This window comes from Endozoicomonas sp. ALD068, assembly GCF_049310145.1.
Taxonomy (GTDB): Bacteria; Pseudomonadota; Gammaproteobacteria; order Pseudomonadales; family Endozoicomonadaceae; genus Endozoicomonas_A.
This window is the reverse complement of record NZ_JBLYNU010000004.1, coordinates 4,454,235-4,478,776: the sequence shown is the minus strand read 5'-3', so window position 1 is coordinate 4,478,776 and position 24,542 is coordinate 4,454,235. Positions and strand designations below refer to the sequence as shown.

Genomic DNA, 24,542 nt, shown 5'->3' with positions numbered 1-24,542 from the left:
CCGTTTATTCCCGTTGGGGAATAAACGGCACTTTCTGTGTAACTAGTGTGATATCACGACTTGGGTTCGGACATATGATCGAAACGCTTGGACCACTCAGCAAGTACAGTCTCACGCTCACTGGCCATTTCACCAAAGTCCAGATCCACCATGGCGCTTTCTACATCTGGATAGTTAGGTACTTCTTTACGGACGTCTTTGTGACCGACAACGGGGTAAGCCTCTACATAATGCTCATTCGCTTCCTGGCTGAGAGACCAGTCGATCAGTTTTTTTGCAGCTGCAGCCTTGTCGGTACCTGCAACCAGACCCACTGACTCCACATCCCAGCCAATGCCACCTTTTGGCAGAATCAGATCCAGTGGCGCGCCCTGGCTTTTCAGTTGAGCTCCACGAACTGCCATGGAAATACCAATAGCCACTTCACCCATGGCAGCCTGAACACAGGGCTTGGAACCTGAGTGAGTGTATTGGGACATGTTGTTGTTCAGCTTATCCATATAGGCCCAGCCTTTGTCTTCACCCATGCTCTGCAGCCAGGCGGAAACCTGCATATAGCCAGTGCCGGAAGAGGCCGGGTTAGGCATGGCAATCTGGCCCTGATAGACCGGATCAAGCAGGTCTTGCCAGGATTGAGGCTTGGGCAGTTTTTTGGCTGCGGCTACCGCTTCGTTGTAGCAAATGACATTGAAATAGGCCTGGTTGCCAAACCAGGCTTTAGCGGCATCAGGATCAACCAGCTGAGTCTTGATTTGATCCAGACCTCTGGGCTTGTAGGTGCCCAGTACGCCTTCGTCCTTCAGCAGTGCCATGCTGGAACCGGCCAGACCCCATACGACGTCTGCCCTGCTGTTATCTTTTTCTGCCAGCAGTTTAGCGGTCATGATACCGGTAGAGTCCCGTACCCATTTGATGCTGATATCGGGATTATCCTGCTCAAAGGCTTTCTTGTAGCGATTCAGAATGTCGGTCTCAAAAGCAGTATAAACCGTCAATTCCACAGGAGATGCAGCGAAAGATGAAGCGCTGAAAATTGAAGTTGTTGCCAGGGTCAGGGCTGTCAGGTGTTTTTTCATGGAGCTCTCTCCAGTCGGATAATCATTTTGTTCTGGCTAAGACCAGAAGGGATATCGCGATTCTACGAGAGAGAAATGACTAAAATATTACAGATCTTTTTCGACTCTGTGACAGCTTCCTGCAACATGGCCAACTCCTGGTCGTCGGAGGCTGTGCAATCAGGCGGCGGTTCGGCAGAGTGCCCAGAACCAGGGCGGGGTCTTTGGCACCATTATTACGGTGGCGGGGATTGGGGCTGCTGCGCTGCTTTAGTCGCCGGGCAGCCAGTCGTCATCTGTGATCTGTTCAAAGGTCCATGGGCATTGGCCGGGAAAGCTTTTTTTGCTCAGCTTCTGGCTTTCACTGCGAGCGTAATTATTCATCTGCTTAACTGCTTGCCGACAAGCATCGGAATATGCACCCGCCAATAACTCCACGATCATGGGCTGTAAATGAGGGTGTTTTGAAATTTGCTTTTCAATCGCTGCTCTGGAATTGTAGATACTTGGCATCCACGTCTGGACAACCTTATCCTCTACCCACAAATCTTTCAGAATCCGTTTCTGATAATCGTATTTGAGAAGATGTAAAACCAATACCGATAAATGAGACTCAAGAGTATCTCTGGTACTGCCCATTTCGTACTCCATCGCCTCCAACAGATTGTCAATGTCGAGTTTGTGAAATTGTCGCTGAGCCAGCAGCTCCCGTTGCTGGCTTAGCCAGGCGGTGTAGTCGGTTTTGTATAAATCAGTCATCATCAGCCTCCGGCAGCCAGCCATCTTCCATGATTTCGTCATAGGTCCATGGGCACTCAGACGGGAAAGCGTCGGGTCTGCACTGCATCTCGTTGGCAGCAAGCTTTCGGGCGTACTGATAGGCTTTTGGCAAAATCTCGTCCAGTTTACTATTGAGAGCGGGATTTTCTTCAAGCTCATGCTCAATGGCAATACGTTGTTTACTGATACTGGTTGACCAGCTTCGGAACCATTGATCCATCTCATGCAAATCATTTTTTTTACGCTGCATCTGCCATTTAAGCGAGTGCATGAGTAATTGAGACAAACGGCTCTGTACTGAACGATAACGGGCTCTACCCATGTCCTCAACTTCCTCGACCAGGTTGTCCATATCAAGTTCATCGAAACGGCCTTGCCTGATAAGCTCGGCTTGTCGATAAGACCATGTGTAGAAATCAGTGTCATACAAGTTTTCCATAAATCACCTCCATTGCCCTACCACTGTAGGCAAATAACATAGGGGAATCAAAATGAATTGCTAAAGCACAGATGCTTTTGCCGGGGCTTTGCCCGTGGTTTTGGGCTGGTCAATTTGGTCATTGATGCCAGGGAGAACCGTCAATATCACAAAGAAATGATGGGTTTGCTGAAAGATTTATCGAATGAGCGTAAAACCCCGTACTTTAATAGGGTGTCGCAAAACTCTGGTTCCCACGGACCAGCACGGGAACGAGTTTTTGGAGTTGTGCGACACCCTCTTTACGACAGGGAGGATGTCAAAGGATGTTTTCAATATTCTTTTCTGCAATGCCGGGAGCCAGGGTCATGCCCTTGCCACCGATGGCCGTGAGAAAATGAATTTTGTCGTCTATATGATCCTGGTAGTAGTGATCGGTTTTACTCTGGCAATAATAACCTGCCCAATATTCCGCGATATCCCAGCAAGGAAGCTCAACAATGTTTCTGGCTTCTGTCAGCATCCGTTCATTGATGGATTGATTCATTGTGAAGGAGAGTTTCTCTGCCTCGCGGGCATCGGCGTACTCGTGTGAGTCGCCAATGATGATGGACCCGTCAAGCTCCTGTTTGAACAGAATATGTATCCCGTACTTATCCAGCTCTGGGTCTTTTTCTCCGGCACTCCAGGAAGGCAAGTTGCGAAAGCTCTCATAGCGTCTGATAGTCCTGCCCGAAAGCAAATTGCCATTGAGACTGACGCTCTTCAGTGGTTTGGTACGCATCATTTGGAGCTTGACCAGCTCAATATCACTGTTGAGAAAGCGTGATGGAAACAGGGTTTTGAAATCATGCCCGTTACAGACTATCGCTTTTGAAGCCCGGTATTGCTCACCAGCTGAATCCATACTGATGACTTCATCCTGCCCGGTTTCCATGCTGATGATTTGGGTGTTGGGTCGGTATTCAACGGTGTATTCCTGCTGAATAAACTCAATGATGCGGTAAATCAGTTGCAGGGGGTTAACACTGAATTCCTCCGGGAAGTACAAGGCACCTTTTGCATAACTTTTCTTGACGGCAGGATTGGCACGTATAACCTCGTCTATACTTTGCAGCGATGAAGGGTAGCCCGTTTGCTGATTTCGTTGGTGTAGCTCCTGCAACATGGCCAACTCCTGGTCATCGGAGGCTATATACCAGCTGCCATTTCTTCGGGCTGAAATATCAAACTGATCTTGCAGGGTCTGATAAATGCTCAGAGAGTCCAGGGCGGTCGGCAGCAGGTCTGCTGTCATGCCGGATGGAACAACCATGCCAAAGTTTCTGACGGTGGCCTGTACCGGTTGACTGTCTTTTTCAACCAGCAGTACCTTATACCCCCGCTTCGCAGCAGCGAAGGCGTGAAAAGTGCCAAGAATACCTGCACCGACAACCATTAAATCGTATTTCAAAGGTGTCTCCCTGTGTTCAAATGTGCTTAAGGATATCGGCCAGGCTGTCGAGCACCAGCGTTGGAGCGGCTGTTGCCAGTTGCTCCCGGGTCTGGGCGCCTGTAGTCACGCCAACCGTGATACCGCAGTGGGCGTTTTTTCCTTCCTCGATGTCAATGGCTGAATCTCCGGCTTTAAGTACCTGTGAACTGTCGTGAATACCGGTTTTCTCCATGGCCAGCTCAATCATGTCCGGTGCTGGTCTGCCGTTTGTTACATCATCCGCAGTGATCAGGGTGTCGAATTCGACCCCGGGCAGCCAGTTCATCTTTTTCAGCAGGCCTGTTGCTACCTGTCGGCTATAGCCGGTGTTGAGTGCGACCTTGATGCCTCTTGCCCGCAGCTCTTTCAAAAGTTCGGGGACGCCGTCAAAAGAGGTGACTGCCAGTTCTTCATAGGCCCGTGTCAGTTGTTTTTTAAAGGACTGGAAGATTTGTTCCGAGTCCGAGTGGTCAAAGCCTTTGGACGACAGGGTATCTTTTATGGCCTGATGCTTCTCTTTGCCTGCGCCATGCTCAAGGACTTCGTCCAGAGTGAAATCGTAGCCTGCGTCGACAAGACTCTTCTGAACGGTTTTGTAAACGACGTTGTGTTCATTGACCGTGGTACCAGCCATATCAAAAACCGCGAGTTGAATTTTGTTCATTGTGACCTCTTCTCATTTTTCAGATTCGGAAATTAAAGGGTTTGGACGTTCAGTAAGAAAATGGCTCATACCATTGGCACCAGCAGGTATTAATGACTCTCAAGTCATGGGGCTCACAGTGGTGTCAGCGGCTATAACCACCGCATCCTGCCGCCAATACTCAAAGTCACAGTCAATCAAGACATTCGATTGATCGTAGTTTGTTCGCTCAACCAACAAACCGGAACTGCCCGTGGTGACCTTGAGGTGCAAAGAAGCCTCGGCATTCAGGCCTACCGGGTACAACCTGAAACTGACCCGGGCATACTGGCGGTTATAATGCTCCTGATAGATATCGGAGAGTGATCGAGACAGATCATGCTTGAGCAGATCCGGGAAGTAGGCAGGGTTCATGTAATTTTCAACGTAGAGGACATTTCGCCCATCCACTGAACGAAGGCGTTGCAGCCGATACACAGGGGTCAGAGCTGGGATCTGAAGTAGCTTTTGAACCCTGGGCGGTGCTGGTACCCGTTCAGCATGGATCATCCGGGTACCGGGTACTCTGCCCTGGCGGGTAACGATGGTATGAAAGTTAGCATTCACCGTAGGGTCATAGGTCACTCTTTGCGGAGAAACAAACCAGCCTCTGCGATCTTCTCGATAGACCAGTCCGTCGGCTTCCAGTGATGACAATGACTCTCTGAGAGTAATGCGGGTGGTACCGAATTTTTCACTCAGCAATCGCTCCGAGGGTAGCTTGCTTCCCGGTTTTAATGCCCCGCTTTCTATCTGCTCGTTCAGGGCCGTGCGAATGATTTGATACTGATTTTTTCCCTGTCCCATAAATACTATTCTCTAAGGGTCAATGGATTTTCAACTGGTATAGACCATACTAAACGACTTTTATGACAATTAAATGATCGCTTTTATGACAATTAACTATTTGCTTGACTGACGTTGGGGGGAGCTCTTTTAGCTGTTGTTTCCAGACTGGTATGAATGTGAAATTTTTATGAAGAGTGGTCGCTGGGTATTTACAGAAAAAAGTGTCTCCATCATGATTTTGTACCAATTGGTATATACCAGACGATTGAAATTTCTGTTTCTACAGGTGTCTCATTAAAGTCATGTCTACAAAAGAAGTGCCCACTGTGAAAGAAAAGAGCCTGGAAAATCCTTATCTTCTGTTGACTCCGGGACCCCTCTCAACCTCTGCCAGTGTCCGAGAAGCGATGCTGCGTGACTGGTGTACCTGGGACGATGATTACAACCTTGGCGTGGTTGAAGAGATCCGCAGTCAGCTGATTAAACTGGCCTCGGATACTGATGACTACACCGCCGTTCTCATGCAGGGTAGTGGTACTGCTTCGGTAGAAGCAACCGTCGGGTCGGTTATCTCTGATGAAGGGAAATTACTGGTCATTAACAATGGGGCTTACGGTGCCCGTATTGCCCAGATTGCCGAGTATCTGAATATTCCCCACAGTGTTCTGAATTGTGGTGAGATTAATCCGCCGACGCCGGGGGAAATTGATCAGGTACTCTCTGAAGATAAAGCCATCACTCATGTCGCCATTGTTCATTGTGAAACCACAACAGGCATGCTGAACCCTGTTGAAGCAGTCGCACAGGTGGTGAAGAAACACGACTGTATTCTGATTGTTGATGCCATGAGCAGCTTCGGCGGTGTGCCGATTGACCTTGCCGGGCTGGGTATTGATTTTCTGATCAGCTCTGCCAACAAGTGTATTCAGGGCGTACCCGGTTTTGGCTTTGTTATAGCTCGTCGTACTCTTTTGTCCCAATGCAAAGGCCTGGCCCGCTCTCTGTCTCTGGACCTCTATGATCAGTGGCAATGCATGGAAAAGAATCACGGTAAGTGGCGTTTTACTTCTCCCACCCACACCGTAAGGGCTTTCCATCAAGCCCTGGCAGAGTTGATTGAAGAGGGGGGCATTGCTGCCCGTCACAAGCGCTACGCCAGCAATCAGCGTTTGCTCGTCCAGGGTATGAGTGAGCTGGGCTTCCGGTGCCTGTTAGACACTGAACTGCACTCTCCGTTTATAACTTCATTTTACTCCCCCGAGCACCCCGATTATGAATTCCTCCGCTTTTATGAGCAGCTGAAAGGGAAAGGTTTCGTCATTTATCCCGGTAAAGTCTCTGATGCTGACTGTTTCAGAATTGGCAATATCGGGGAAGTGTATCCGGAAGACATCAGCCGATTGATTAAAGCCGTTTCCGAAAGCATGTACTGGCAGGAACAGTAATACTGTCAGGGTGTGAACCTGAAAGTAAGCGCTGACTGATAGATGATCTGCCTGAGCCGCTGAGCTGATAGCCAGAGATTGAAAAAACAGCTTCATAACAAAGAGAGGTTATCGGTTAACCTGGTTCACGATCCAGCTTTCTGTAATGCACCGCTTCAGCAAGATGCTTCTGTTGAATGTCTTTGTCCTCATCAATATCCGCCAGAGTTCGGGCCACTCTCAGTATTCGGTGTACGGCTCTGGCTGAGTAACCCAGTTTGTCACACAGCCGGGTCATAAAATCCTGTTCTTGCTTATTCAGTGAACAGTATTCATCCATCTCGCTGGCAGACAATCGGGCGTTGGGTTTCCCCTGCCTGTGCTGCTGGATAGACCTTGCCTGAATCACCTGTTGACGTATTTTTTCAGTTGACAGGTTTTCATCTTCGGGCGGGTTTTCAAAAAGTCGCTCCGTTTTCTGACTGGAAACCTCTATCTGTAAATCAATGCGATCCAGTAAAGGACCTGACAGTTTTCGTTTATAACGTCTGACCTGCTCGGCAGAACACTGGCAGGCTTTCTGTGGGTCTCCAAGATATCCGCAGGGGCAGGGGTTCATGGCGGCAATCAACTGAAAGCCGGCAGGGAAGCTGGCCTGACCTTTGGCTCGGGAAATAACCACTTCCCGGGTTTCCAGGGGCTCTCTCAGTACTTCCAGGGCTACCTTTTGAAACTCCGGCAGTTCATCCAGAAACAGGACACCATTGTGAGCAAAGGAAATCTCTCCTGGTCGGGGCTGACTGCCACCACCCACCAGGGCGACGGCTGAAGCGGTATGATGGGGGTTGCGAAAGGGTCGCTGCTTCCATGAAGGGGGCTGGCTGTAGGAAGACAAAGTATGTATGGCGGCCACTTCCAGAGCTTCCTGGTCATTCATCTCGGGAAGAATCCCGGGCAGGCGACTGGCCAGCATGGTTTTGCCGGTTCCCGGAGGACCGTAGAAAATCAGATGGTGAGCACCAGCGGCCGCCGTCATCAAACCTCGTTTAGCCTGTTGTTGCCCCTTTACATCCAGCAGGTCGGGATAATCGACAGGGGATTCATTCCTGTTGCAGGTGGCTTCTGTAAGATGTTGATTACCGGTGAGATGAGCGCAGACGCCCAGCAGGTTTTCTGCTCCCAACACTCTGGCATCAGGGCAAAGGGCTGCCGCTTGTGCATTCATTTGGGGAAGCAGCAGTGTGTGAGCCGATTGGCTGCAGGCTATGGATGCTGGCAGTGAGCCGGTGATCGGTCTCAGCGCGCCTGAGAGGGCCAGTTCACCAAGAAACTCGTAACCTTCCAGAGACTCAGGTTTGAGCTGGCCCGATGCCGCCAGAATACCCAGAGCGATAGGCAGATCAAAGCGACCGCCTTCTTTGGGAAGATCAGCGGGTGCCAGATTAACGGTAATACGGGAAACCGGAAACTCAAAGCCACTGTTGAGGATGGCACTTCTTACCCTGTCTTTACTTTCACGAACAGCAGCTTCCGGAAGACCGACCATATTCAGAGCTGGCAGACCTGCCGACAAATGCACTTCAACCGATACCGCAGGTGCGTCCAGACCAGTTTTGGCGCGGGTTTGAACAACAGCGAGCCGCGACATAAACACTCCCTTCTTTTTGTGCTTGTTTTTGTTGTTTTGGCACACCGGAATGGAATGCCTTTGCAAAGCTGAAGGGTTGAGAATAGCAGTGATTCAGAGATTTGCTGGCAGAATTGCCCGGCCAGCAGGCTGGCCGGTGCAGAGGTCAGTTAATGATTTTCCAGGAACCGTCTTCCTGCAGGCAAGCCTGACCCCAGGCATCCTCAGTTTGACCACCTACTGTAATGGACTGTTGAAATTCACGGCAAACCAGACCGCTGGAGGCACTTTTGCCTTCTTTGGTAGTAACAACATAGCCGGAGGCATCGCCTTCATCCCAGATGATTTTTTCACCGACAGGCGCTGTAGTGGCTTTGATCTGTGCTTCTTCGTGAGCACGCTGCGCCGCTTCATTGATGTTGTCGAGAATTTTCAGCGTGATGGCCGTAAACGCCAGCCATTTGTAGGCATCGTTGTCATCGTGGTAATGGCCATAGCCGTAGTATGAGTTACCATAGTTTCTTACCACGACAATATTGTTTCTGATCACCCTTTTTCTAGGGGCTACAACGACCAGGTTGTTCTTAATGACCTTTGGGCCATCCCAGCCATTATGACGGTGGTCTTGACGATCATCTCTTCTGTCTTCTCTGTTATCCTGGCGGTCGTCTCGACGCTCTTCACGATTATCCTGACGGTCGTCATGACGTTCTTCGCGATTGTCCTTACGGTCGTCTCGACGCTCTTCACGATTATCCTGACGGTCGTCACGGCGCTCTTCACGGATTTCATCCCGATCATTATTGTCCGGGCTTGCATGGATCATTGTTGAGACCGGTGAAAAAGTGGTGAGTAAAACTAAAAACGTAAACAGTCGTTTTATCATATGGGTTCTCTCCAGAGAGGTCTGAAGCTCAATGGCTCCAGACCCGGAAGCTTAGTCGTTCAGCTGCCACTTCTCGGTTGTCTGTTATCAGGCAGACTTACCCATCAGCAGAACACTGGCCTGAACGCGTCCGGTTCCTTCGGTGTCGTAATAGAATCTTACTTTTTCAATGGCCCTTGCTTTGCCGGGCAGGTCAATGACGCGGGAGCTACCGCCTTTTCTGACTTTGCTGCGGATGGCTACTTCACGGCTCTGACCGTTCTCGTAGTGAACAATCACTTTGTCGAAATCCACGTCTGCACCTTTGACCTTGAACTGCAGACGCTTGAAAGCACCGTCTCTCAGACCAACACGGATGGTGTCTACTTCTGCACGACGACTGACTTTCTTTTCGCCCAGAAGCTCCCAGCCAGCCGCAGATGCAGTCTGTGCAAAGCCAGACATCACCATGGTCATCAGCAGAGTAAACATTGAAAGTGCGCGTTTCATAGTGATTGTTCTCCTGAAATTTTCACTATTTGTCCTTGAGGCCATCCTGTCTTTGTAGGGATATGGCCATTGCTACCAAATGGAGTTGAGGCAGTCATCTTAATTTGTAGAGCAATGCTATAGCGAAGAAAGTAGTATCTCTATAGGGATAACTACCGAGGGGGATAATTTTGATTTCGAGTTAACTTATTGATTTAAATTATTTTTTTATACAATGAAAAGTGTCAGTGAAGAGTAAAATCTGGCAGTGCGTGGGGCAGCCGTTCTCAGGGCAAGAACGGCCAATGACATCAGCAGCAACCGTCGGACGATCCAGCTTTTTCCAATTCGGCCACTTTCTTTTCGAGGGCTTCCAGTCTTTCACGGGTATGCTTCAGAACCGCGACCTGGGCATCAAACTCGTCACGGCTGACCAGTTCAAATTTGGCCAGAGCACTGCTCACCATTGCCTTGATGTTGTGCTCAATATCTTCCCGGGTCTGGCTTTTCTGCCCACCCAGAACCTGTCCTGCTTTGCCGGCAATACTACCGATAAGGGAGGCTTTATCGATCATCGATTATTCCTGCAATTGCTGTGATTTAAAACCGGCAGTGATGATACCACAAGCAGCTATTTCGCCGTGTCTGCTTTTATGTGCTAAATTGTTGGTTAATTCATGAACATTGACTTGGTGAACTCATGGATTTGGCTTATGCCAAAGACTCAAATCAAACTTGTATCTGCCCTCGGCTGGTTCTCTCTGTTCGTAAGCCTTATCCTCTCAAACAGTGTCAGCGCAGCGGGTAACAGAGACGACGCCTACGCCACGCCAACCGAAGATTTCTCGGTGCACGCAATCAAACATGGTTATAGCCTGACCGATGCACGACGGTTGCATAATGAGTGGAGCTTGAGCAAGTTTCTAAATATTACCGAATCGGGTGCTTACTCTTATTTGCACTTGGGTGAGTTTCTTCCGCAAGCCATGATTTACCATGATGGAGGGGTGGTCAGGCTTAATGAAAATGCCAGGAAATCAATTGCTGAAATCGCACTCAAAAAAGACGGCGAATCCACTACATTCGAGCAAGTGATCCTGGATAAGCATTCACCGGTTCAGGGCGTTCTGGTTGTCAAAAACGGCGAAATTGTCTACCAGCAATACCCCGGCATTAGAGAGAACGACCGCCATGTGTGGATGTCGAATTTAAAACTGATCGTCGGCACGCTCATCGCTTTGCTGGAAGAGGAAGGGCGTATTGATCTACAGAAAACCGTGGCAGACTATCTACCCAAAGCAAAAAGTACAGCTTGGGGGAAAGTGAAACTATTTGATGTGTTGAATATGCAGTCGGGCCTCAATTTAGAGGAAAGTCCCGCAACACGTAGCGGTGATACCCCTTACAACGCCTTTGTGAGAGCAGAGGTTGGTTTGCCCGCTGATGACGGAAAAGTTTACACCCACGACGATGCCTTATTCGCGATTCCTTATCTGAAAAAGCCGGGCACGGCTTTTGAGTATTCATCCGCTAATACACAGATGTTGGGTTTGGTAATTGAGGAAATCACACAAAAAAGATTGGCAGAGGTTGTTGCTGAGCGGATTTGGTCCAAAGCGAGCATGGCGGGCGATGCAACAGTTGGTTTAAGTCCGCAGGGTAATGCCATTATTCATGGCCTGGTCAGCTCTCGTTTAGATGATATGGCACGTTTTGGCATGTTGTTTACCCCGAGTTAGAAGAAGCTTTGCGATAGACGCATTGTTTCAGAAAAAATGCTGAAACGTATGCAAACATCAGGAGAACGCGATAACTATTTGAAAGGCGCACTTGGGCCCAGGCTGGCAGAAGAGTTCAGAGATGCACCACTATTTAATAGTTATCAGTGGGATGCTGTATTCGCTGATAGTGACCTCTATAAGAGTGGTATGAATGGCCAGGGCTTATATGTGTCACCTTCCAGAGATAATGTAGTAGTCTGGTTTGCTACCGACTTTACGGAAATTCCGATGGAAGCTTTCAGCCGAAGAGTCAGCCTGTACCTGGATTAGAGTAATTTAAAAGTCTACTGTCGTTATGTTTAAGTTTCTGTCATCGTGTTTAAGCCTGATTCTCTGCCTGTCAGGTTATTGTGACGACAATGAGCTGGCAAAAAAATTAACCAACCCTGTCGCTGATTTGATCAGTGTGCCCGTGCAAGCCAATTATGATACGGGCTTTGGTCCTCAAGACGGGCACAGAGTAACTGTTAATATACAGCCTGTTATACCCATCGAGATGAATGATAATTGGAATATCGTGTCCAGAACCATTCTACCTTTGATCGAACAAAATGATGTGGCAGGTAACAGCGGTTCGCAATCGGGTACTTCTCTCCTGCACCCAAAAAGGCTGGACATATACGCTACAATCCGAAAGCACTTACGATTGGGAGAATAGTCAATGGAATATTCCAGTAAATGCTGTGCTGTCAAAAGTAGTTCGCATAGGCCAGCTACCGGTGAGCTTTGCAGCTGGTGTGCGTTACTGGGCTGATGCGCCAGAACAGGGCGCTGAAGGTTGGGGGTTCCGCTTTGCGGTTACGGCGATGTTCCCCAAGTAGCTAGCCAGGCTTTGTATGAGAGACAGAGGCTGATCCATTGCATCAGAAGAGTGCGCGATTTAAGTGCGAGAATTGTTAGAGATGGGCTTTGTTGGTGCATGAAATTTAACAAGTGAACGGAAATGGGCCTTTTTTACTCTAAAGACCCGTTTATCAGGTTATTTTCAAAATTTGGCACATTGTCTGCATGTAAGCCACCAAACTCAGTTGGAATCTAGATCAGCTGAATATTCAGGGCTGGGAGCGCGGATCACAATAACAATGTCCGGATTTTCCCTGTTGGCCAACAGGATTCACTCAGGAGAGCTTTTATGAAGTTGGTATCAGCCATCATTAAGCCATTCAAACTGGACGACGTGCGAGAGGCTTTGTCCGAGATTGGTGTTCAGGGTATCACTGTCACCGAAGTTAAGGGGTTCGGTCGACAGAAAGGACATACTGAGCTTTATCGTGGAGCTGAATATGTGGTTGATTTTCTGCCCAAGGTTAAGCTGGAGGTCGGCATTGCAGATGACTTGCTGGATCAGGTGATCGAAGCCATTTCTTCAGCTGCCAACACAGGAAAGATTGGTGACGGGAAGATCTTCGTTACTAATCTGGAGCAGGCGATTCGGATCAGAACTAACGAAACTGGCGAAGACGCTGTTTGATGTGCAGAGCAGCAAGAGACCATAGTCAGGAAATTGATGGTTCTCAGGGTGCATGCACAACAATAAAAAAACTTCGTCGTTTGTTGCAGATACACTAAAAGCACCAGACGACATTCGCAAGAATAAAAATAGCTAATGTGGAAACAGTTTCCGAGTTGAGGAGACTGTTTTCAGGGCACAAATGCCGTAGCAAAAGACTACTTATCTGCTGAACTTTTTTGGGAGGAGCCCTGTGGAAAATCTGGCTCAAGTGTCGTACGCACTCGATACTTTCTACTTTCTGATGTCCGGTGCGCTGGTAATGTGGATGGCAGCCGGTTTTGCCATGCTCGAAGCCGGTCTGGTCCGTTCTAAAAACACCGTTGAAATTCTAACAAAGAATATCGCCCTGTTTGCGATTGCCTCTACCATGTACCTGCTCTGTGGTTACGCCATTATGTACCCTGGAACCAATGAAGGCGGTATCCTGCCGGTCCTTGGCTCTTTGATTGGTACTGAAAACACGGTTGCAGCGGTAACTGCGGGTGGTGATGATGCGCCATACTACTCTGTACGTTCAGACTTCTTCTTCCAGGTGGTCTTTGTAGCGACTGCAATGTCGATCGTTTCCGGTGCGGTTGCAGAGCGCATGAAACTCTGGTCTTTCCTGCTGTTTGCGGTCTTCATGACTGGCTTCATCTATCCCGTTCAGGGCTTCTGGAAATGGGGCGGTGGATTCCTGAACGAAGCTAACTTCCAGGACTTCGCAGGTTCCGGTGTTGTGCACATGGCTGGTGCTGCTGCCGCTCTGGCAGGTGTGCTGCTTCTGGGTGCACGCAAAGGCAAGTACGGTAAAGACGGTGCTGTTAATGCGATCCCCGGTGCCAACCTGCCACTCGCTACTCTGGGTACCTTTATTCTGTGGCTGGGATGGTTCGGTTTCAATGGTGGTTCTCAGCTGAAACTGTCTGATGTTGAAAGTGCGAACGCTGTCGCCCAGATCTTTGTCAACACTAACGCTGGTGCTGCTGGTGGTGTCATTGCTGCTCTGATCATAGCCCGTGTCCTGTTCGGTAAGGCTGATCTGACTATGGCTCTGAACGGTGCTCTGGCCGGTCTGGTATCCATTACCGCTGAGCCGCTGACACCAACCGCAGTATCTGCGACTCTGATCGGTGGCGTTGGTGGTTCTCTGGTTGTTCTGGCCATCCTGGCACTGGATAAACTGCGCATCGACGATCCAGTGGGTGCCATTTCAGTACACGGTGTTGTAGGTATCTGGGGTCTGCTGGCAGTACCGCTGACCAACGACGGTGCAACTTTCGGCGCCCAGCTGTTGGGTATCGGTTCAATCTTCGCCTGGGTATTCCTCTCTTCCCTGATCGTCTGGGCTGCTATCAAGCAGATACTTGGTCTGCGTATTACTGAAGAAGAAGAGTATGAAGGTGCTGACCTGACCGAATGTGGTATGGAAGCTTATCCCGAGTTTATGGGTAAACAGTGATAAGATGCAGGTGATTAAAAAAAGCTGTCGCCGTGTGTGTCGCTACAAGCATCTCATGACATAAAACAGATAAAAATGACATAGATACAAGCAACTTTGACATACCAGACCCCAGCAACAATACTTTCAGTGTTGTTTAGCTGGGGTCTTTTTTATGTACAGGAGAACACTTGATTTGAGAAAGTATAAAAGTGACGCCGGATTAAACTGCTTCTGTCTACTCATCTTTTTCAGAACTAACATACCCATTAGAAATGTGGGTGTCGCAAAACACTCTCTTAATATCAAATTCAGCTTTTATCAGTCTGCCGGGCAGGTTTGGGCAGCCGATTTTCCTTGATTAACTTACGTTCATTGCTTTTCACGCGACGAGACAATTTGTTGATATCTTCTTCTGGTGGCAACTCTTCTGGTGTAATGCCACGTTCCTGCAACATTGTGCGAACGCTTCGGTTGTTCTGAACATGTTCTTGCGTAATGGGGCGCTCTCCCTGCAAGTCATGCTCAGTGACATTGTGGTTGGTAATTTCGGTGGCCAGATTCTTCGCTGCAATGGTCACCGTAGGCAGGAAATCAGCCAGTGGCCGCTTCTCAGGCATACCCAGCTTTTGTTTCATGTTTCTGGTGTTGTTGCCTCCAAACAGGGCGGCATCACCTTTTGACCGAATACGACCAAAACCCCGTTCATCAACGCCCCGCTCATAGATATTTCTCGAAAGCTCGGTTTCAGATTCCCTGAGCTTTTGCCGGGCATCCAGTCGATCCTGAAGCCGTAAACGTTCTTCCAGAACCTCCTGTTTTCGGGTCTGAAGAGCAAAATAGGTTTGGGCAAAGGCAATGGATTCTTTACGGGGGTCGCCATTCTGGGCAACCAGATAGCAGGCATAGCGGGTCAGCATAACATCAGCAACAGGGCGCTGTGCACTGGAGCCCAACTGAACCATTTTCGTGACGTCAAGAAAATGGTCGTCTTGAGGATTTCCTGAGTTTTCACAGGCAGCTCTGGCCTTATCTACAACCTTGGTGAAGTTTTCCCAGCGGTCATACCCCAGCTCAGACATCAGCTCCCGTGCATACCAGAACTCTATGGTTGCATCGGCTAATGTGTGGGTAATTTCCTCGAATCGGTTGGTTAGCTGGGAAATCAGCGCTTTGTTCATAGTGGTAACCTTCGATTAAGTTATAAAAAATGCTTTGGGTATTATTGCTCAGCAGAGTCTACAGTGCTTTCAATCTTGACGTTTCGCAAGTCGATTTTCCCAGTGACGGCAGCGGTAACCAGGGCTGTGCGGTATTCTGTCAACTGAGCGATGGTTTTTTCTGCCAGCCTCAGCTGTTTTTTCATCTTTTTATTTTCAGCATCAAGATAATTGACGATTATTTTCTGTTCACTCAGAGGGTTCGGTTAATGCTGGCTAATGCTGAACGAACAAGAATCAAATATATGTTGTGATGGTTATACCAGTTATGGGTTAGCAAATCATGAGTGTGCATGAGGGACGGTGCCGGATCTGACTTTTACCAAAAATAAACAAGGCTTGTAGCTGGTTGTTTTATTTAGAATTTTTTTGATCGGACTAAAAAAGGGTGTTTTGTGGATTATTGGCCTATCCTCTTGAGCTGTGAGGGTTATCTGCATTTTCCCTCCAGTGACCTGCCGGTCAGGCAGTTGGCAAAGTTGTCGGTGACCTCGTAAACTTCGTCTTTGTGTGACCTGCCGGTCAGGCAGTTGGCAAAGAATGAGGTATCGAAGCTTACCCTGATTTCACATAACCTACCGTGCAGGTAGATCGCTATCGGGGTAAGCAATTGTCGTGCTATGGCTGTAAAGTGAATTATTTGTCATGAGATGGCTGTTATTCTTATGACAAATGAAGTTTTATCCCTGCTGCAGTCCTTAGTTTATGGGGGCTGCTTTTGTCACGATATGGTAGTACCGACAGTGCATGTGGGTGCAACCATGTCCTGACAAAAAAAGTAGTAATGACATAAAACAGCTACTTTGACAAAAAAGACCTCGGCAACAATGCTTCAGGTGTTGTGTGACCGAGGTCTCTTTTATGTACCGTAGAAAACCAGGGAAATCCAAGGTTAACGCTGGATTCAAGCAATAAGTGCAATCGACTGCCCGGTGTAGACTTCAAGAGGCGTTCGCGATACGGCTATAAACAGTCGTATGACTCAGGGCAATCTCAGGCAGTTCGACGTGCATCCGCTTGCTGATGTTTTCAGGTGACCAGCCAAGGAGCAATCCTTTCTCGATGATGGGCATATATCGTTCATCTGTTTTGCTGAACTTTCTGGCTGATTTTTTTCTTTTACAAGCCAGTGCATGAGCACTCTCAGCACAGTAGCCGTGAGTAGAAGAATTACGGCTGAGCTCCCGCGACAGAGCGCCCTCACTGATGCCAACTGCCATTGCGATTTCTTTTTGCAAATGGCCTTTTCCACGGAGTGCTTGAATCTGGTATCGTTGACCAAGAGTCAGCTGCTTGTATTGTCTGGTTTGTGTACTCATTCGTGACTTCCATTTCTGAGTGTGAGAGCTACGAAATGTACCAGCAGCTGACTCAAATCTGAAATTTCAGTCGATTGCACTTATCCTATTAATCCAGCACAACTCTGACAAACAAGACCTCGGCAACAATACTTCAGGTGTTGTGCGACCGAGGTCTTTTTTTATGTTCCGGAGAACACTTGATCTGAGACAGTATATAAGTGACGCCGGATTAAACTGCTTCTGGCTATTAATATTTTTCAGAGCTCACATACCCGTTAAAACTGTGTTGACGCGTCCGACTATAATCAATTTCAATATATTCAAACACCGCCTGACGCATCTGCTGCCCCATTCATCATAGGCATACAAAGCTGCGTTTCTACTTTCAAAGAATGAAAGTAGCTTTCAACGCAAGCATTATTTCAGCAATCAACTTTACGACTCTTACTTTGCTCTCATTCGTTTTTGTAGAGGATGTTTCTAAAGGTTTTTAAACCCTACTGGCTTCCTCGACCACGAAGTGAAGTGTCGGTAGACAGAACTCTGGAGAATGGCAATGGGTATTGCAAAGAGCTTGTCTATTGCGGGTTTGGTTCTCTTATTGGCATCAAGCTGTATGCAGGCATTTGCTCAAACGGCCGTTACTGCCCGGCCAACAATGCAACCTCAACTGATCCACGGGATTAATATAGATCCGAACATGTTGCCGGTAACGACCGCTCCAACACCCACAGGAGGCGTTGTCCCACCAAGACATTGTGGGCCCCACAGGGTTATGAGTGTCTCATGGAATAAGGACAGTACACTCATGGCTGTGGGAATGGGTTCCGGCGGTTCCGGATGCCCTTTTTCAGGTCCCGTACAAATCTTTGATATGAGTGACCCGGCGAGGCCCAGACTGCTGCATACCCTGCACGATTTTAAAGACCGGGTGAGGGCTGTTGCCTTCAACCACGACGGCACCCGGCTGGCAGTCGGGGGAGATGATAAAAAGGTCAGGATTTATGACCCAGTGTCCCCGTCCGCCCCCCTTGCTACCCTGTCCGATGCGACAGGCCCGATTCGCAGCGTTAAATACAATCACGGCGGCACTCAGCTGGCAGTGGGTGGGAACGATCAAAAGGTCAGGATTTATGACCCAAGGGACCTGTCCATTCGCCCGACAATTCTGACCGATTCACGAGGCTGGGTAATGGACATTGACTACAACCACGACGACACCGAACTGGCAACGGTATCAAGAGACTACAGACTCAGGGTTTATGACCCGAGGGATCTGTCCATTGCCCCGCAAGCTAAGATCCCTTGGCTTGGTCAAATGCGGAGCGTTAAATTCAACCACGATGGGACGCTGCTGGCAATTGGGGGAAGTGATCTTGGAAGGCCGGAAAAAAGGGTTGGGGTTTATGACACAAAGAACCTGGCCAGCACGAAGTATACTTTGTTGGGTGCGACAGACAAGGTCATGAGCATTGACTTCAATTACGACAGCACCCGAATCGCCGCCGGGTCGGCTGATCATAAGGTCAGGATATATGACATGTTGAATCTGCCTGGCGTTTTGTACACCCTCTCTGATGCGACAGATGTTGTACGGAGCGTTGAATACAACCACGACGGCACCCTGCTGGCAGTTGGGGCGGAAGATGGAAAGGTGAGGATTTATCAGGTCGCTACAGGAGCGCCAGCGACAACATCGTCATCTGCGCGTCCCTCAACCAGTCAACTCACAACTGCTTCGCCATCTGCACGTCCCTCAACCAGTATACCTACCACTGCTTCTACAACCATTTCGAGATCTCCATTAGGAAATTCAACGCTGACCAGACCTTCATCGTCGTATACAACCCAGCCAACAACGTCTGGTACTACAAACATGCGCCCTCTATTGATCCATGTGATTAATATAGATCCGAACGTTTTGCCGGTAACGACTGCTCCAACACCCACAGGAGGCGTTGTCCCACCAAGATATTGTGGGCCTCACAGGGTTATGGGTGTCTCATGGAATATGAACAGTATGCTCATGGCTGTGGGAATGGGTTCCGGCGGTTCCGGATGCCCTATTTCAGGCCCCGTACAAATCTTTGATATGAGTGACCCGGCGAGGCCCAGAATGCTGCATACCCTGCACGATTTTAAAGACTGGGTGAGGTCCGTTGCATTCAACCACGACGGCACCCGGCTGGCAGTCGGTGGGGATGATAAAAAGGTCAGGATTTATGACCCAGTGTCCCCGTCCACCCCCCTTGCTACCCTGTCTGATGCGACAGGAGCGGTACGCAGCGTTAAATACAACCACGACAGCACCCAGCTGGCAGTGGGTGGGCAAGATCAAAAGGTCAGGATTTATGACTCGAATGACCTGTCCATTTCCCCGCACACTCTGTCCGATGCAAGTGATTGGGTAATGAGTGTTGACTACAACTACGACGGCACCCAGCTGGCAGTGGGAGGGAGAGATAAAAAGGTCAGGGTTTATGACCCGAGGGATCTGTCCATTTTCCCGCGCATTCTGCAGGATTCAAACGGTCAGGTACGGAGCGTTAAATACAATCACGACGGCACTCAGCTGGCAACTGGGGGAAGTGATAATAAGGCACGGAATAGGGTCAGGATTTATAACCCGAATGACCTGACCTTTGCGCCGCAAGTTCTGTCCGATGCGAGAGACTGGATCATGAGCATCGACTTCAATCACGACGGCACCCAGCTCGCAGTTGGGTCGGGTGATCGAAGGGTTAGGATATATGACATGTCGAATACATCTGACCTCCTGCACACCAAACTGCCCCCGCCCATTGCGTCCAAGGCAATAAATCCAACACGCCCCCTGTACATCATCTCTGATGCGAAAAACGATGTACGGAGCGTTGAGTATAATCACGACGGCACCCTGCTGGCAGTTGGGGGGGAAGATGAAAAGGTCAGGATTTATCGTTTCGATATAAGAGCGTCAGCTACAACATCGTCATCTACACGTCTCTCAACCAGTAAACTAACCACTGCTTCGTTCTTTGCAAGTCACTCAACCAGTAAACTCGCCACTGCTTCTACAACCATTTCGGGAGTTCCATCAGAAAATTCAACGCTGATCACGCATTCATCGTCGTATACAGCCCTGCCTCACAATACAAAAGCGCCAAGCCTGCCGGGTAGTTGCCCGCAGCCAGAAGGAATACCCCTGTTTCAAGCGTATGATGCAAAAAATGAGCAGATATACGTTGTCATTCAGCCTGAGTCGCATACCAAAAAGGTTAATCTGGCACGTTATAAAGGCTCTGAACTGGATGAACAATTTGGTCTGTGTGGCATTGTGACTTACACAACCTCTGCCAGCAGTTTCAGAAGGTTGGCTTCCTATCAGTCTCTGGCTGGACAGGTTATTCACGAAACTACAGGCTCTCACCTTGACCTTATTGCAACGCCAACGTCTGGAAAAACGGTTCTGTTGGAGTTTCCGTTAATTGTCGGCCAGGGATACCGGGCACGATTCAGCGTACACGACAAGGTATTTCCTGAAGGGGTTCAAATTAATGATACTGCTCATCATCAGGGTGTCATGTATTTAACAGGAAAAATCAATAACAAACTGTTGATGAGCAGTTATCATCAACAACGACTCACGTTTCCTAAAAAATGTTTTAAGAGCGATGGGGAACGAGGACTTTTTTTGAGGGTTTCCCCAGATGGCAAGCACCTTTATGTAACAGGCATCAGTGGCGGTAAAAATGCGCCCTATTCTGTATTTATAAGACAGTTCGAAAAAAAACAACTCAATCCCGCTTTCTCTTTTGGATACAATGGCAAAGAGATAGTAATTGACACAAACATTGAAAGTGACAACAGTCTGCAGGACATTCTGATTCAAAAGAACCATGTTTATGTTGCCGTATTCAACCCAGCATCAGAGAAACTCTCCATTTGTCGGTTCGCCACTGACAATGGACAAATGGATAGCGCTTTTATTATTGACGATACGATTCGTTGTTCTTCAGGCACATCTGGTAGGTTTTTAACCGTTAGACTGGTGACTGCGAAAAATTGTTTGCAAGCCATTATTTACAACAGTAATGGGCAACTGTCTGTTATTACTTATGAAAATCAGGTCAATGTCCATCATTTTGACACCGCATTCAAGATCCCGGCAACAAGGTCAATGCGCCCGGTTTTTGTGGGCAATAACGCCTATCTGGCAGCTGCATACGCCGATATTGAGAAGGGTACCCGGCATGTCCGGATGCAGGTGATTTCTCTGCATCTTGAGAACCTGTCGCCTTCACCCCCCGGAGAATTCCCAGAGTGGGGTATTGGGCTTATTACAGTGGTTGTTGTGGTCCTGGTTGTCGCGGTTTCAGTCTTAGTCCATAAGAAGTACAGGAGGAAACCACCCGTTCCAGTAAGTGATGCCACGAATGCGCTCCAAGAGTGATGATCATTAATAACCACCAAACACTCTGGCAACCAGATCAACCCGCTGATGATCCTCTGGGATTAACGAGAAGACACCTGACATTCCTGTACAGCGTATCAAAGCCCATTATCAGCAAATAGGGTCAGCAACGCTTCCGCATGAAATCGTATATATTTATCCATACCGATAATGGTGATTTTTTTTGAAGGATGTGCTTACGAGGATCCAGTAATCACAGTACAGCAACATTAACATCTGGAAATGAATGGATTGATAGCTACCTATCTGAAAGTCGTCGTAAGATACAGCGTTTAGCAGAAGATGTTGAAGAGCTGATTGAAGCGCCAACACCCACTGAGACTCACGTCTATTGTTCCTGTTTTCTGAAATAGCTGTCTCGGCAACTGTTATTTTACCGCTGACCGACAGCGTCAGGCACCTCACATCTTTCCCTGTTTTTTAACCGGGCGGCAGTGAATTTTGTGTCCATTTTCATTGCCTCAGATCACCAAGCTGGAATTCTGGAGAGTGGTTATGGGCATTGCAAAGAGCTGTTCTATTGCGGGTTTGGTTATCTTATTGGCAACAAGCTGTATGCAGGCAGTTGCTCAAACGGCCGTTATTGCCCGGCCAACAATGCAACCTTTACTGATCCACGAGATTAATATAGATCCGAACATGTTGCCGGTAACGACCGCTCCAACACCCACAGGAGGCGTTGTCCCACCAAGTTATTGTGGGCCCCACAGGGTTATGAGTGTCTCATGGAATAAGAACAGTACGCTCATGGCTGTGGGAATGGGTTCCGGCAGTGCTGATCCCAAATGCCCTTCTTCAGGCCCCGTACAAATCTTTGATATGAGTGACCCGGCGAGGCCCAGACTGCTGCATACCCTGCACGATTTTAAAGACTGGGTCAGGACTGTTGCCTTCAACCACGACGGCACCCGGCTGGCAGCCGGGGGGAATGATAAAAAGGTCAGGATTTATGACCCAGTGTCCCCGTCCTCCCCCCTTGCTACCCTGTCCGATGCGACAAAAGCGGTACGCAGTGTTAAATACAACCACGACGGCACCGAGCTGGCAGTGGGTGGGCAAGATCACAAGGTCAGGATTTATGACCCGAATGACCTGTCCATTTCCCCGAAAATACTGCCATATGCAAATGATTGGGTAATGAGTGTTGACTACAACCACGATGGCACCCAGCTGGCAGTGGGAGGGAAAGATCAAAAGGTCAGGGTTTATTATCCGAGGAATCTGTCCATTCTCCCCCATACTCTGCACGAGTCAAATGGTCAGGTACGGAGCGTTAAATACAACTACGACGGCACTCAGATGGCAACTGGGGGAAGTGATAGAAAGGTCTGGAATAAGGTCAGGATTTATAACCCGAATAACCTGACCATTCCGCCGCAAGTTCTGTCCGTTGCGAGAGACTGGATCATGAGCATCGACTTCAATCACGACGGCACCCGACTCGCAGTTGGGTCAGGTGATCGAAAGGTTAGGATATATGACGTGTCGAAACCAGCTCGCCTCCTGCACACCATCTCCGATGCGAAAAGCGATATACAGAGCGTTGCCTACAACCACGACGGTACCCTGCTGGCAGCCGGTGGGGAAGACCAAAAGGTCTGGATTTATCAGGTCGGTATAAGAGCATCAGCGAAAACATCACCCTCTACACGTCTGTCAACCAGAAAACTGACCACGACTTCTACGATCATTTCGGAATCTCCGTCAGCAAATTCACTGCTGAACAAAACTTTATCGTCGAATACAACTCTGCCTCACAATACAAATGCACCCAGCCTTTCGGCTGGCTGCTCACCGCCAGGAGGAATACCCCAGTTTCAAGCGTATGATGCTGCAAATCAGCAGATATACGTTGTTATTCAGCCTGAGTCGGATCCCAAAAGGATTATTCTGGCACGTTATAAAGGCTCTGAACTGGATAAACAATTTGGTCTGTGTGGTATTGTGACTTACACAACCTCTGCCAGCAGTTTCAGAAGGTTGGCTTCCTATCAGTCTCTGGCTGGACAGGTTATTCACGAAACTACAGGTTCTCACCTTGACATTATTGCAACGCCAACGTCTGGAAAAACGGTTCTATTGGAGTTTCCGTTAATTGCTGGCCAGGGATACCGGGCACGATTCAGCGTACACGACAAGGTATTTCCTGAAGGGGTTCAAATTAATGATACCGCTCATCATCAGGGTGTCATGTATTTAACAGGAAAAATTAATAACAAACTGTTGATGAGCAGTTATCATCAACAAGGACTCACGTTTCCTAAAAAATGTTTTAAGAGCGATGAGGAACGAGGACTTTTTTTGAGGGTTTCTCCAGATGGCAAGCACCTTTATGTAACGGGCATCAGTGGCGGTAAAAATGCGCCCTATCCTGTATTTATAAGACAGTTCGAAAAAAAACAACTCAATCCCGCTTTCTCTTTTGGATACAATGGCAAAGAGATAGTAATTGACACAAACATTGAAAGTGACAACATCCGGCAGGACATTCTGATTCAAAAGGACCATGTTTACGTTGCTGTATTCAGCCCTGAGAAAGAGAAACTCTCCATTCGCCGGGTGGCGACTGACACTGGAGTGATGGACAGTGCTCATATTATAGACGATGTGATTCGTTTTCCTTCAGGAAAACCTGGTTCGTTTTTAATCGTCAGACTGGTGACTTCAGACCATTATTTGCACGCTATTATTTACAACAGTAATGGACAACTGTCTGTCATTACTTATGAAAATCAGGTCAATGTCCATCATTTTGACACCGCATTCAAGACCCCGGCAACAAAGTCGATGCGCCCGATTTTTGTGGGCAATAACGCCTATCTGGCAATTGCAGACGCTGATATTGAGAAGGGTATCCGGCATGTCCGTATGCAGGTGCTTTCTCTGGGTCTTCAAAACTACAACCCAAAGAACCTTCCCCCTTTATCACGAGCAGAAATCCCGGACTGGGGTATTGGGCTTATCGCGGTGGGTGTTGTCTTCGTTGCAGCGGTTTCAGCTACCGTGTTCGTTAAGAAGCTCAAAAGCAGACAACCAGTTCCCGTGAAGAATGTCACGGATTTGTTCCCCGAATTATGATCATTTCCGGTGTTTGAGACATAAAAAGTCTCCACAGACACTGAGTCGGCTACCTAACTCGACATCACCGGATAATAAAAACTACAGAAGGCGTATAAAACGACTGGCCCTGAATGTCTATTTTGTCATCCATAGTTCCGTTTAGAGTCTATATTTCCCGTTCAGGAACTGTA

Annotated in this window: 20 protein-coding genes and 2 pseudogenes; 8 read left to right on the top strand and 14 right to left on the bottom strand. The window is 48.4% G+C overall.

Annotated features, from left to right (window positions below; translation table 11 throughout):
* Window positions 1–53: 53 nt before the first annotated feature.
* The 6 genes from ACO6V5_RS16160 to phnR all read right to left on the bottom strand — a co-directional run bounded on the left by ACO6V5_RS16160 (window position 54) and on the right by phnR (window position 5,216).
* Window positions 54–1,076 carry a putative 2-aminoethylphosphonate ABC transporter substrate-binding protein gene (locus tag ACO6V5_RS16160; RefSeq protein ID WP_422139794.1) on the bottom strand — a complete coding sequence of 341 codons (1,023 nt, stop codon included), beginning with the start codon at window positions 1,074–1,076 and terminating at the stop codon, window positions 54–56.
* Window positions 1,077–1,325: 249 nt separating this feature from the next.
* On the bottom strand, window positions 1,326–1,814 hold the full coding sequence (locus ACO6V5_RS16155) for a DUF29 domain-containing protein (RefSeq protein WP_422442145.1): 489 nt from the start codon (window positions 1,812–1,814) through the stop codon (window positions 1,326–1,328).
* Window positions 1,807–2,274: a DUF29 domain-containing protein gene (locus tag ACO6V5_RS16150; protein ID WP_422136728.1), complete on the bottom strand. Its 468-nt coding sequence runs from the start codon at window positions 2,272–2,274 to the stop codon at window positions 1,807–1,809. The genes ACO6V5_RS16155 and ACO6V5_RS16150 overlap by 8 nt, the downstream gene beginning before the upstream one ends.
* 298 nt (window positions 2,275–2,572) lie before the next feature.
* A complete protein-coding gene (locus tag ACO6V5_RS16145) occupies window positions 2,573–3,706 on the bottom strand; it encodes a TIGR03364 family FAD-dependent oxidoreductase (protein ID WP_422413187.1) in 1,134 nt (377 codons plus the stop codon).
* Window positions 3,707–3,722: 16 nt separating this feature from the next.
* On the bottom strand, window positions 3,723–4,391 hold the full coding sequence (locus ACO6V5_RS16140) for a phosphonatase-like hydrolase (protein WP_422136730.1): 669 nt from the start codon (window positions 4,389–4,391) through the stop codon (window positions 3,723–3,725).
* 99 nt (window positions 4,392–4,490) lie between these two features.
* Window positions 4,491–5,216 (bottom strand): phosphonate utilization transcriptional regulator PhnR, encoded by a 726-nt coding sequence (phnR, locus tag ACO6V5_RS16135; RefSeq protein WP_422136731.1) that lies wholly within the window; start codon window positions 5,214–5,216, stop codon window positions 4,491–4,493.
* Between the two features lie 284 nt (window positions 5,217–5,500).
* Here phnR and phnW point away from each other — a divergent pair, with 284 nt between their 5' ends.
* A complete protein-coding gene (gene phnW, locus ACO6V5_RS16130) occupies window positions 5,501–6,643 on the top strand; it encodes a 2-aminoethylphosphonate--pyruvate transaminase (protein WP_422413184.1) in 1,143 nt (380 codons plus the stop codon).
* A 115-nt stretch (window positions 6,644–6,758) separates the two neighbouring features.
* Here phnW and ACO6V5_RS16125 read toward each other — a convergent pair whose 3' ends face one another.
* The 4 genes from ACO6V5_RS16125 to ACO6V5_RS16110 all read right to left on the bottom strand — a co-directional run bounded on the left by ACO6V5_RS16125 (window position 6,759) and on the right by ACO6V5_RS16110 (window position 10,178).
* Window positions 6,759–8,270 (bottom strand): YifB family Mg chelatase-like AAA ATPase, encoded by a 1,512-nt coding sequence (locus tag ACO6V5_RS16125; RefSeq protein ID WP_422136733.1) that lies wholly within the window; start codon window positions 8,268–8,270, stop codon window positions 6,759–6,761.
* 145 nt (window positions 8,271–8,415) lie between these two features.
* Window positions 8,416–9,135: a hypothetical protein gene (locus tag ACO6V5_RS16120; protein WP_422413182.1), complete on the bottom strand. Its 720-nt coding sequence runs from the start codon at window positions 9,133–9,135 to the stop codon at window positions 8,416–8,418.
* 87 nt (window positions 9,136–9,222) lie between these two features.
* Window positions 9,223–9,624, bottom strand: coding sequence for a hypothetical protein (locus ACO6V5_RS16115; RefSeq protein WP_422136735.1), 402 nt, complete (start codon window positions 9,622–9,624; stop codon window positions 9,223–9,225).
* Between the two features lie 290 nt (window positions 9,625–9,914).
* Window positions 9,915–10,178 (bottom strand): accessory factor UbiK family protein, encoded by a 264-nt coding sequence (locus ACO6V5_RS16110; protein WP_422413513.1) that lies wholly within the window; start codon window positions 10,176–10,178, stop codon window positions 9,915–9,917.
* A gap of 138 nt (window positions 10,179–10,316) precedes the next feature.
* Here ACO6V5_RS16110 and ACO6V5_RS16105 point away from each other — a divergent pair, with 138 nt between their 5' ends.
* The 5 genes from ACO6V5_RS16105 to ACO6V5_RS16085 all read left to right on the top strand — a co-directional run bounded on the left by ACO6V5_RS16105 (window position 10,317) and on the right by ACO6V5_RS16085 (window position 14,338).
* Window positions 10,317–11,342 (top strand): serine hydrolase domain-containing protein, encoded by a 1,026-nt coding sequence (locus tag ACO6V5_RS16105; protein ID WP_422136737.1) that lies wholly within the window; start codon window positions 10,317–10,319, stop codon window positions 11,340–11,342.
* Window positions 11,343–11,390: 48 nt separating this feature from the next.
* Complete coding sequence (locus tag ACO6V5_RS16100; RefSeq protein ID WP_422136738.1) at window positions 11,391–11,654, top strand: hypothetical protein; 264 nt, start codon at window positions 11,391–11,393, stop codon at window positions 11,652–11,654.
* A gap of 25 nt (window positions 11,655–11,679) precedes the next feature.
* The gene (locus tag ACO6V5_RS16095) at window positions 11,680–12,042 is read left to right on the top strand and encodes a hypothetical protein (RefSeq protein WP_422136739.1); all 363 of its coding nucleotides are present in this window, start codon (window positions 11,680–11,682) and stop codon (window positions 12,040–12,042) included.
* A 474-nt stretch (window positions 12,043–12,516) separates the two neighbouring features.
* Window positions 12,517–12,855 carry a P-II family nitrogen regulator gene (gene glnK, locus ACO6V5_RS16090; RefSeq protein ID WP_422136740.1) on the top strand — a complete coding sequence of 113 codons (339 nt, stop codon included), beginning with the start codon at window positions 12,517–12,519 and terminating at the stop codon, window positions 12,853–12,855.
* 232 nt (window positions 12,856–13,087) lie between these two features.
* Window positions 13,088–14,338 (top strand): ammonium transporter, encoded by a 1,251-nt coding sequence (locus ACO6V5_RS16085; RefSeq protein WP_422136741.1) that lies wholly within the window; start codon window positions 13,088–13,090, stop codon window positions 14,336–14,338.
* A 290-nt stretch (window positions 14,339–14,628) separates the two neighbouring features.
* On the opposite strand, the gene dinD is transcribed toward ACO6V5_RS16085, so the two are convergent.
* The 4 genes and pseudogenes from dinD to ACO6V5_RS16065 all read right to left on the bottom strand — a co-directional run.
* Window positions 14,629–15,498 carry a DNA damage-inducible protein D gene (dinD, locus tag ACO6V5_RS16080; RefSeq protein WP_422413510.1) on the bottom strand — a complete coding sequence of 290 codons (870 nt, stop codon included), beginning with the start codon at window positions 15,496–15,498 and terminating at the stop codon, window positions 14,629–14,631.
* Between the two features lie 41 nt (window positions 15,499–15,539).
* Window positions 15,540–15,683, bottom strand: coding sequence for a hypothetical protein (locus tag ACO6V5_RS16075; protein ID WP_422413508.1), 144 nt, complete (start codon window positions 15,681–15,683; stop codon window positions 15,540–15,542).
* 810 nt (window positions 15,684–16,493) lie between these two features.
* Window positions 16,494–16,856, bottom strand: a pseudogene (locus ACO6V5_RS16070) (transposase); the annotation flags it as partial.
* Window positions 16,857–17,085: 229 nt separating this feature from the next.
* Window positions 17,086–17,290, bottom strand: a pseudogene (locus ACO6V5_RS16065) (IS3 family transposase); the annotation flags it as partial.
* A 104-nt stretch (window positions 17,291–17,394) separates the two neighbouring features.
* Here ACO6V5_RS16065 and ACO6V5_RS16060 point away from each other — a divergent pair.
* Both ACO6V5_RS16060 and ACO6V5_RS16055 read left to right on the top strand, forming a co-directional pair.
* On the top strand, window positions 17,395–21,270 hold the full coding sequence (locus ACO6V5_RS16060) for a WD40 domain-containing protein (protein WP_422442147.1): 3,876 nt from the start codon (window positions 17,395–17,397) through the stop codon (window positions 21,268–21,270).
* Between the two features lie 516 nt (window positions 21,271–21,786).
* The gene (locus ACO6V5_RS16055; RefSeq protein WP_422411439.1) at window positions 21,787–24,369 is read left to right on the top strand and encodes a WD40 repeat domain-containing protein; all 2,583 of its coding nucleotides are present in this window, start codon (window positions 21,787–21,789) and stop codon (window positions 24,367–24,369) included.
* Window positions 24,370–24,542 lie beyond the last annotated feature (173 nt).